The sequence below is a fragment of the Streptomyces sp. NH27 genome, assembly GCF_056859195.1.
This window is the reverse complement of sequence record NZ_JACEGK010000021.1, coordinates 19,634-28,526: the sequence shown is the minus strand read 5'-3', so window position 1 is coordinate 28,526 and position 8,893 is coordinate 19,634. Positions and strand designations below refer to the sequence as shown.

At 74.4% G+C, this 8,893-nt stretch carries 9 protein-coding genes and 1 pseudogene; 7 read left to right on the top strand and 3 right to left on the bottom strand.

What is annotated here, in order from left to right; genetic code table 11:
- Both AC13HU_RS03815 and AC13HU_RS03810 read left to right on the top strand, forming a co-directional pair.
- Positions 1-301: pseudogene (locus AC13HU_RS03815) on the top strand (hypothetical protein); the annotation flags it as partial.
- Entirely contained in the window at positions 294-605 is a 312-nt protein-coding gene (locus tag AC13HU_RS03810; protein ID WP_483040280.1) for a helix-turn-helix domain-containing protein, read from the top strand. The pseudogene AC13HU_RS03815 and the gene AC13HU_RS03810, both read left to right, overlap by 8 nt.
- Before the next feature lie 207 nt (positions 606-812).
- Here the strand turns inward: AC13HU_RS03810 and AC13HU_RS03805 are convergent, their stop codons facing one another.
- Positions 813-1,013, bottom strand: a complete 201-nt coding sequence (locus AC13HU_RS03805) for a hypothetical protein (RefSeq protein ID WP_483040279.1) — start codon at positions 1,011-1,013, stop codon at positions 813-815.
- 228 nt (positions 1,014-1,241) lie between these two features.
- Between AC13HU_RS03805 and AC13HU_RS03800 the strand changes: the two genes are divergently transcribed.
- Positions 1,242-1,448 carry a hypothetical protein gene (locus AC13HU_RS03800; protein WP_483040278.1) on the top strand — a complete coding sequence of 69 codons (207 nt, stop codon included), beginning with the start codon at positions 1,242-1,244 and terminating at the stop codon, positions 1,446-1,448.
- A gap of 174 nt (positions 1,449-1,622) precedes the next feature.
- On the opposite strand, the gene tatA is transcribed toward AC13HU_RS03800, so the two are convergent.
- Positions 1,623-1,901 (bottom strand): Sec-independent protein translocase subunit TatA, encoded by a 279-nt coding sequence (gene tatA, locus AC13HU_RS03795; RefSeq protein WP_483040277.1) that lies wholly within the window; start codon positions 1,899-1,901, stop codon positions 1,623-1,625.
- Positions 1,902-2,079: 178 nt separating this feature from the next.
- Between tatA and AC13HU_RS03790 the strand changes: the two genes are divergently transcribed.
- The gene (locus AC13HU_RS03790; RefSeq protein ID WP_483040276.1) at positions 2,080-2,490 is read left to right on the top strand and encodes a Sec-independent protein translocase subunit TatB; all 411 of its coding nucleotides are present in this window, start codon (positions 2,080-2,082) and stop codon (positions 2,488-2,490) included.
- A gap of 244 nt (positions 2,491-2,734) precedes the next feature.
- Complete coding sequence (locus AC13HU_RS03785; RefSeq protein ID WP_483040275.1) at positions 2,735-4,156, top strand: LCP family protein; 1,422 nt, start codon at positions 2,735-2,737, stop codon at positions 4,154-4,156.
- 264 nt (positions 4,157-4,420) lie between these two features.
- On the opposite strand, the gene AC13HU_RS03780 is transcribed toward AC13HU_RS03785, so the two are convergent.
- Entirely contained in the window at positions 4,421-5,194 is a 774-nt protein-coding gene (locus AC13HU_RS03780) for a hypothetical protein (RefSeq protein WP_483040274.1), read from the bottom strand.
- A 306-nt stretch (positions 5,195-5,500) separates the two neighbouring features.
- On the opposite strand from AC13HU_RS03780, the gene AC13HU_RS03775 reads away from it, so the two are divergent.
- Both AC13HU_RS03775 and AC13HU_RS03770 read left to right on the top strand, forming a co-directional pair.
- On the top strand, positions 5,501-5,851 hold the full coding sequence (locus AC13HU_RS03775) for an ArsR/SmtB family transcription factor (protein WP_483040273.1): 351 nt from the start codon (positions 5,501-5,503) through the stop codon (positions 5,849-5,851).
- Positions 5,835-8,681, top strand: a complete 2,847-nt coding sequence (locus tag AC13HU_RS03770; protein WP_483040272.1) for an HAD-IC family P-type ATPase — start codon at positions 5,835-5,837, stop codon at positions 8,679-8,681. Before AC13HU_RS03775 ends, AC13HU_RS03770 begins: the two co-directional genes overlap by 17 nt.
- Positions 8,682-8,893: the final 212 nt, after the last annotated feature.

Below are 8,893 nucleotides of genomic sequence, written 5' to 3'. Positions count from 1 at the left end.
CCGGCCCCGTCCCGGCGCGGCGGCGGCAGGCCGCAGACGCGGCGGCGCGGCCCGGCAGCCCCGGCCGACGGGCGCGGCGAGCCTTCCGCCGGGGCGCGGCGTGCCCGTCTGCGGCTGGAGCGGCGCGCCGTTCGGTACGGCTTCCGGTGCGGTGGCCGGTGCGCTGTCCGGCAGCGATTCCGGCGCCGTGGCGGGCGCCGCTTCCGGTGCGGGGGCGCCGCGGCGTCAACCGTGGTGCGAGGTCGTAAGCGCGTCGGCGGTGCGCGGCAGCGGCGTGGCTTCGGCGGTGCGCCGTGGCTGAGGCCGAAGTGGTGCAGGAGAGCGGACCGGTGGGAGTGCTGCGGGAGTGGGCCCGCGGTGGCGGCCCCCTGGCGGTACGGGCACGGGTGGTGCTGCTCGCGACGGAGGGTCTGCGGGACGCCGAGATCGCGCGCCGGCTCGGCGTGTCCCGGCAGACCGTGGGCACGTGGCGGCACCGCTGGCAGAGCGCGGGCCTGGCCGGGCTGGAACAGCGCCCGCGCACCGGCCGCCCGGCCACCGTCGACGAGGCCGAGGTCGTCGCCCGGGCGCTGCTCGCCCCCGGCGGCTCCGGCGCGCGGCCGTAGGGAACCCCGCCTTCCGACCGGTCTCCAGCCGGCCTGTCCCAGGGATCGCTCATCTCCCACTCCCTCGTCCGAGCAGTCCTCGTGAGGCCCGCGGCCGATTACCTCCAGTGAAGCGGTGACTCCACTCCGTTTTCACGCTTGCGCAATGCGGCAAGAATAGGTCATGCCCCTGTGCGGACCCGATCGGCTCGGGCGGGCCGGTCCGGGTCACCCGAGCGTCAGGTAGGCGAGGCCGCCCAGGCCCGCCGGCGCAGCAGACGGCGAACGGGGGCGGCGATCGCGCTTGCAGTGGCCGCCGGGCAGGGCGGGCACCAGGATGCGGTGGCCGAGGCTGGAGACCGGGAACAGCTCGGCGACCCCCTGGAGCAGGCCCACGCTCACAGCTTCGGTGTAGGTCAAGGTCGACATGTACGGCTCTCGTCGGAGGGCTGGGCGACGCGCGACGTGCGAGTGGTGCGGGCGTACGGGTGGTACGGGTGTACGGGTCACGGGGGCGGCCGGGCACCGCGGCCGATCCCGCCCGCGGCCGACCCCCGGCTCCGTAGAGGGTGTTCATGGTCGCCATGGTTCCCGGATTGCGCAAGCTCTAGAGTGTTCGTCATGCAGCAGGCGGCAAGGCGAAGCGGGAGGGTGCCGGTGACCTGGGAGACGGCCGAGCTGGAGGGGGGACCGGCGGACGGCACGCGGGTACGGGTGACCGGACACCCCAGGGTGCTCCAGGTCACCGTGGCGTGCCCGGTGGAGGAGGGCGCGCCGGAGGTGAGCGTGGCAGCGGTGTCGGTCTACCGCCGCAAGACCGGCCCGGAGCCGCTGCGTTACGGCTGGGACGGCGCAAGCCCGTAAGGCGCGGGGCGAGTTCGTACGGGGTGGGTTCGCGCGAAGGCCGCCCCGCGCCGGGCGAGTTCGTACGAAGGCCGGCCCACGCGGGGCGAGTTCGTACGAAGGCCGGCCCGCGCGGGGCGAGTTCGTACGAAGCGGGTCCGTACGGCCGATCCGCGCGGAGCCGTTCCTTACGGGTCAGTCCCGCGCGGCGGGTTCGCGGGCGGCCACCGGGCGGGCGCCTGTCACGTCTCCCGGTGCCGACGCGATCGTCCGGGACGACGGGCCCGGGTCCCGCTCGCCCTGCGCGACGGCCGGGCCCGGGTCGTCCTTCATCGCCTTGGCCTCGCTCTTGAGAATCCGTAGCGACTTGCCGAGCGCACGCGCGGAGTCGGGCAGCCGCTTGGAGCCGAACAGGGCGATCACCACCACGGCGATCACCAGCAGGTGCCAGGGCTCCAGACCGTTCCTGAGCATTCCGGTTCTCCGCTTCCGTCCGCGCCGGCAGCCGCTCGTAAGGCGGCGACCGCCCGGCCCACCATGCTTGCTATATTGCGCAATTATGTAACTCTTGAAGCGGGAAGCCAAACCCGACGCCGCCTCGCGCTACCCGCCCCGCCCCGGAGGCGAGCCCCGTCACGGAGGTGAGCCGCAGGTGTTCTTCGACATCGGCCCGCTCAAGCTGGTCACCCTTGTCATCCTGGCCACACTGGTGTTCGGGGATCGACTGCCCGAACTGATCACCCGGGCCTCCCGGTTCATCCGCGCGGTGCGCGCGTTCGCGAACGAGGCCAAGGAGGACGTCCGCAGCGAACTCGGCCCGGAGTTCGCGGACTTCGAGTTCGAGGATCTCAACCCGAAGACGTTCGTGGCCAAGAACCTGCTGGGCGCCGACGACCCGCTCGGCCTGCGGGAGATCCGCGACGGCCTCCAACTCGACGGCGAGGCCGATGCCGTGCGCGAGGCCGCCCGCACCCTCACCGACGGCGTGGACCTGACCAAGCCGGCCCCGGGCGGGTCGGCCCCGCGGCCCGCGGTCACCCCGTACGATCCGGACGCGACCTGACACCACCGGGTGACAGCCCGCGAAGGCGCCCTTCCCGCCCGACAAAGATTGCTAAGTTGCGCAATCGGGAAACTGGAAAGCGGAGAAGCCGGGGAAACCGGATAATTCGGCGTCGGAGAGGGAGCACATGCCGGGTCGTCACAGCGGGGGTCCTGAACGCGGGAGTCCGCAACGCGTAGGTCCGCAACGCCTTACGGGGCACGCGGCCGTCACCCGCCGCCGGCGGCGGCGCCGGGGCCTGACCGTGGCGAGCCTGGCCTCCGCGCTGGTGCTGCTGATCTCCGGGTGCGGCTGGATCGCCCTGCACGCCGGCGCCGCCCCGCACACCTTCACCGCGGACGGCATCAGCGGCGCGCGGCCCGCCTCCGGCGACGGCCAGAACATCCTGCTCATCGGCTCGGACTCGCGCGCGGGCGCGAACCGCCGACTCGGCGGCGGCACCGGTACGGTCGGCCGCTCCGACACCACCCTCCTGCTGCACGTCTACACCGACCGGCGGCACGCGGTCGGCGTCTCGATCCCGCGTGACGCCCTGGTCGACATCCCGCCCTGCCTCCTGCCGGACGGCACCTGGTCGGCGCCGCAGAAGAGCACGATGTTCAACGGCGCCTTCGCCACCGGGCTGACCCCGGACGGCAATCCGGCGTGCACGCAGAACACCGTCGAGCAACTGACCGGGCTGCGCGTCGACCACACCGTCGTCGTCGACTTCGCCGGGTTCGCCGCCATGACCTCCGCGGTCGGCGGCGTCCAGGTCTGCCTGCCGCAGGACGTGTACCAGAAGGACCTCAGCCCGGGCCGTGCCACCCGCGGCGCGCTGCTCTTCCACCAGGGCCTGCAGACCGTGTCCGGTCAGCAGGCGCTGGACTACGTCCGGATCCGGCACGGCATCGGCGACGGCTCCGACATCGGCCGGATGAAGCGCCAACAGGCTTTCCTGGCCGGCCTCTTCAAGAAGATCAAGGCCAAGGGCTTCGACCCGGCCGTCCTGCTGCCGCTGGCGAACGCCGCCGTCCGCTCCCTCACCGTCGACCCCGGTCTCGGGTCCGCCGCGAGCCTGTTGAAGTTCGCGATGACGCTGAAGGACATCGACCTGCACAACGTCCGCTTCGTCACCGCCCCCTGGCGCTACGACGGTCCGCGCGTCGCCCTCGTCCACCCGGCCGTCGACCGGCTCTGGGCCGATCTGCACGCCAACCGCCCGCTGCCGGCGACCACCGCCGCCGCTCCCACGCCGCCTCCGTCCACCGCTTCGGCCACCGCCCCGGCCACGGCCACCGCGGGTGGAGCCGGCGCCCGCATCGGCGTCACGGTGGACAACGGCACCTCCGTCTCCGGCCTCGCCGCGCAGGCTGCCGCGACCCTGACCGCCGCCGGCTTCACCGTCACCCGCACCGGCAACGCACCGGGGCAGGCGCCGACCACCACCGTCATCGAATACGGCGACGGCGACCAGGCCCGAGCAGCCGCCGTCGCCCGGCTGTTCCCCCGGGCCCAACTCCGGCCCGCCGTCACGGCCGCCGGCATCCACCTGATCCTCGGCCCGGACTACGCCGCCTCCGCCGCCGCCTCCGCACCGCCGGAGGACACCAGCCCGCCCCGCGCCGCGAGCGACAGCCCCTGCTCCGACCTTTCCTACGGCGGCCCGTCGTCGTCGGAGCGGTGAGCCGGGGCAGCGGGTGATGGGCGTGATGGGCCCAACTCCCGTGTGGCGAGGCGGTTCAGCGGATGGTGGGCCCAACTCCCTTACGGCAAGCGCGGACAACGGGCAACGAGCCCAACTCCCTTACGGCAAGCCCGGACAACGGCAAGCCGGGCCGACCGGCAGCAAGCCGTACCCCCGCGCGACGAGCCAGGCCGACCGGCAGCGGGCCCAACTCCCTTACGGCGAAACGGGCCGACCGCCGACGAGCCGTACCCCGGCCGCCGCTCAAGCGGGCCCGCCGGCAGGCCCGTTGCCGCGCGGGCTGCTGAAACCGGGGCTGCCGAAGCCCAGCCGCGACCGCTGGACGACCACGCCGGCACCCTCGCCCCCGCCCTTGCCCGGCGGCTCGGGTGCCGTGGTGGACAGGGGCATCGTCGGTGCGCCGTCGGCGAGTTGCTGCCGTAGATAGGGGAGCATGCCCCGCACCAGCAGTGCCTGCCGCCAGGCGGTGCGGGCTCGGGCCACCCGCTGACCGGCGCGGGCCTCGGCGGCGTCCCGCCGGGCGGTCAGCACCAGGCCCGCCGCACTGACCACCAAGGCGACGCCGAACACGCCCGCGACCGCGTACCCGATGTCGATCAGCGGCGCGCCCGCGTCGCCGACGTTGCCGGCGGCCCGCAGCCCGTATCCCAGCGCGAGGAAGAGCACGGCGGCGATACCGCTGAGCATCGGCACCAGGACGGCGAAGGGCGCGAACAGCCCGGGGCCACGGGCGCCGGCGCCGGTTCCGGACGGGGAGTCGTGACCGTCCTGGCCGTCCTGCGCGGCCGCCACCGAGGGGAAGGCGTCGCGCAGGGCGGCGTATCGGGCGTACTCGTGGGCCGCTGTCGCGGCGATCGCGGCCGACGCGTTCAGGGCGCGGGCGCGCAAATGCTCGGCGGTGGGGCCGCCGGGCCGTCCGCGCAGCGCCCCGAGGATCTCCTCGTTGCGCAGCGCCTGGTTCAGCACCCGCGTGAAGTCGGCCCGGTGCGGGCCCGTCCACTGCTCGTCGCCGCGCATCGTCCGCCTCCCGTTGCCCCGCACCACGGGCCGGCCCGCCGCCCGGCCGACCTGCCCCCACCAGCATAGTCATTCCGGTTGCGTGATTGCGTAACGGTGCAATGATGGCGCACCGGGAATCGGCTGCGGGGCCGGCCCCTGGACCTGTTCCGCGACCCGTACGCGGGGCCCGACTTGGGGCCCGACTCGGGGCCCGCGTACGGCGCCCGCACCCGGGGCCGGCCCGGGAGCCGTTCACCCGGGCGGCGCGGAAATCGCGGGTGCGTACCCTGGTGCCTGCACATTGCCGCGGTCAGGGAGGTTCACGTGACAAGGTCTGGCGGACAGCTCGGCGAGCCATCTGCAGAGGTGCTGCAGAGCGTGGCCGCCGCTTTCGGTCTGCTGGCCTCACCGATGCGGCTGCACATCGTCTGGATTCTGGCGCAGGGCGACTGCGACGTCACGGGCCTGGCCGAGAAGGTCGGCGCCACGCTTCCGGCGGTCAGCCAGCACCTGGCCAAGCTGAAGCTCGCCGGCCTGGTGCACTCCCGGCGCGAAGGCCGCCGCCAGGTCTACCTGGTGGACGACCCGGACGTGGTGATGGTGGTGCAGCTGATGGTCGGTCAGCTCACCGAGCGTTCCACCCCCGCGCGGGGCGTCCGTGGCCTGGGCGCCTGAGCGGCTCGCCGGCTCCGCCCGCCCGGCGGCCCTCTCCCTGGCCGCCCGGCAACGCAACGACCTCGCGGACGCCACGGCCCTCGAAGTACTGCGCGGGCTGGAGAGCAGCCCGCGCGGGCTGACCGAACCCGAGGCCGAGGAACGCCTCGCCCGCTACGGCGAGAACACCATCCCCGGCTGGCGACCCGTCTCCTGGCCCCGGCGCTACGCCCGCTCCCTGCGCGACCCGTTCACCGCGGTCCTGCTGGGCCTCGGGCTGGTCTCCGCGCTGGTCTCGGCGTGGGGCACCGCGTGCGTGATCACCGTACTCGTCCTGGTCAGCAGCGCCTTGCGGTCGCGGACGGAGTACCAGGCCGACCGGTCCGCGGACGGGCTGCGGCACCTGGTCGCCGCCACCGCGACCGTGCAGCGCAGGTCCGCCCCCGGCGCGGACCCGCGCTTCCGCGAGATTCCCGTCGCCCTGCTGGTGCCGGGCGACGTCATCCGGCTGGGGCCGGGTGACGTGATCCCGGCCGACGTGCGGCTGCTGCGCACCCAGAACCTGACCCTGCACCAGGCCGCGCTCACCGGCGAGTCCGTCCCCGCGGCCAAGCGGCCCGACGACGTTCCGCGGGCCGCCACCGGGGTGTTCGAGCGCGCGCACGCCTGCTTCCAGGGCAGCAGCGTGGCCTCGGGCAGCGGCACCGCACTGGTGACGGCGACCGGGGCGGCCACCGAGTTCGCCCGCGCCTACCGCGGTCCCGGACGGCGCCGGGAGTCCGCGTTCGACCGCGCGGTCAACGGGATCTCCTGGATCCTCATCCGGTTCATGCTGCTGACCCCGCCGCTGGTGCTGATGGCCGACGCCGCGCTGCGCGGCCGCGGGCTGGAGACGCTGCCGTTCGCGGTGGCGGTGGCGGTCGGGCTGACCCCGGAGATGCTGCCGGTGGTCGTCACCACCGTGCTCGCCCGCAAGGCCGCCGCCCTCGCCCGCGAGCACGACGTCATCGTCCGCTGGCTTCCCGCGCTGCACAACATCGGCGCGATCGACGTCCTGTGCACGGACAAGACCGGCACCCTCACCTGCGACCGGCCCGTGCTCGACAGTTCCCTGGACGCCTTCGGCCGGCCCGACCCCGAAGTCCTGCACTGGGCGGCCGTCAACAGCCTGTGGACACTTCAACTCGCCGACCTCCCGGCGCCGGACGCCCTGGACGAAGCGGTCCTGGAAGCCGTCGCCGGCTCGGGCCGCCTTCCCGCCGGCGCCGCCGACCTCGCCGACCGCACCGCCAACGGCTCGCACGGCTCGCACCACGCCCACGCCACTCACGACTCGTACGACTCCTACGACGGGGTCGCCGCGCTGCCCTTCGACCCGGTGCGCCGCATGGCCACCGCCGTCGTCCAACGGCCGGGCCGCCGCGGCCGGCACATCCTGGTGGTCAAGGGCTCGGTCGAGGAGGTGCTGCGGCGCTGTACACGGCTGCGCGCCGGGCCCGCGGACGAACCGCGCACCGGGGACGCGACGGAGACGGCCGCGCCGGGCACCGGGTCGAAGGGCCGCGCGCCGGACATCGGCACCGTACGGGACCTCGACGACGCCGAACGGGACCGCCTGCTCGCGCTCGCCGCCGCCCAGGCCGCGCAGGGACTACGGCTGCTCGCGGTCGCCCTCGCCGAACGCCCCGCCCGCTTCGGCGACTACGGCCCCGCCGACGAGCACGCGCTGACCTTCGCCGGATTCGTCGTGCTGCGCGACGCCCCGGCCGACACCGCCGCCGACGCGCTCGCGGCGCTGGCCGGCCGGGGGGTCGCGGTCAAGGTGCTCACCGGCGACCACCCGGGCACCGCCGCCCGCGTCTGCCGCGACCTCGGGCTGGAGCCCGGCACCCTGCTCACCGGCGACCGTATCGACGGCATGGACGACGCGGCCCTCGCCCGGCAGGCCGAACACACCACGGTCTTCGCCCGCTGCACCCCGCAGCACAAGGTCCGGGTGGTGCGGGCGCTGCGGACCGCCGGGCACACCACCGGGTTCCTCGGCGACGGCGTCAACGACCTCCCGGCGCTTCACGCCGCGGACGTCGGCATCTGCCCGCGCGACGCCGTGGACGTCACCCGGGAGGCGGCCGACGTCGTCCTCGCGGCCAAGGACCTCACCGCCATCGACCACACCATCACCGCCGGCCGGCACTCCACCGGCACCATCGCCACCTATCTGCGCATCGCGCTCTCCTCCAACCTCGGCAACGTCATCGCGATGCTCGTCGCCGGCCTGCTACTGCCCTTCCTGCCGATGCTTCCCGCCCAGGTGCTGCTGCAGAACCTGTGCTTCGACGCCGCCCAACTCGCCCTCGCCTACGACCAGCCGAGCCCGGACGCGCTGCGCCACCCCTCCCCGCTGCGGACCCACGACTTCCTCCGCTTCATCACCGCCTTCGGCCTGCTCAACGCCGCGGCCGACCTCGCCACCTTCGCGGCCCTGGCGCTGATCGTCCCCTCCTCGACGCACATCTCCGGCCAAGCCGCCTTCCACTCCGGCTGGTTCACCGAGAACCTCATCACCCAGGCACTGGTCATGGTCCTGCTGCGGGCCGGCAACCGGGCCCCGGTCCCCATCCGCACCGCCGCGGCCCTCCTGGCGGCGATCGGCCTGCTGCTCCCGCTTCCCCCGCTCGCCCACATCCTCGGGCTGACCACCCTCCCCCTCACCTATTACCTGCTGCTCACCGCGATCCTCGCCGTCTACACCGTGGTGCTCTTCACCGCCAAAGCCCGCCACATCAGGCGCTACGCACCGCACGGCGGCACCCGGCCGCTTCCGCTCCGGCCCCAACTCCGCCGCCCGTAGCCCGTAGTCCGTAGTCCGTAGTCCGGTCGGAGTCGAGCCGTAGCCGGGCAGCAGCCGGGACCGTGCGCAACGACGGCGGCCCCGTCGCCGCGCTGCTGCGGCTCGGCGTGCGCGGCTCGGCGTGCGCGGCTCGGCGTGCGCGGCTCGGCGTGCGCGGCGCGTGCAGCAACACCCGGGCCCCGCCCACCCGTTACGGCGACAACTACCGGTGG

Coding starts and splice junctions, on each gene's coding strand:
- tatA (WP_483040277.1), bottom strand. CDS start 1,901: ATGCTCAGGAACGGTCTGGAGCCCTGGCACCTGCTGGTGATCGCCGTG.
- AC13HU_RS03805 (WP_483040279.1), bottom strand. CDS start 1,013: ATGTCGACCTTGACCTACACCGAAGCTGTGAGCGTGGGCCTGCTCCAG.
- AC13HU_RS03780 (WP_483040274.1), bottom strand. CDS start 5,194: ATGCGCGGCGACGAGCAGTGGACGGGCCCGCACCGGGCCGACTTCACG.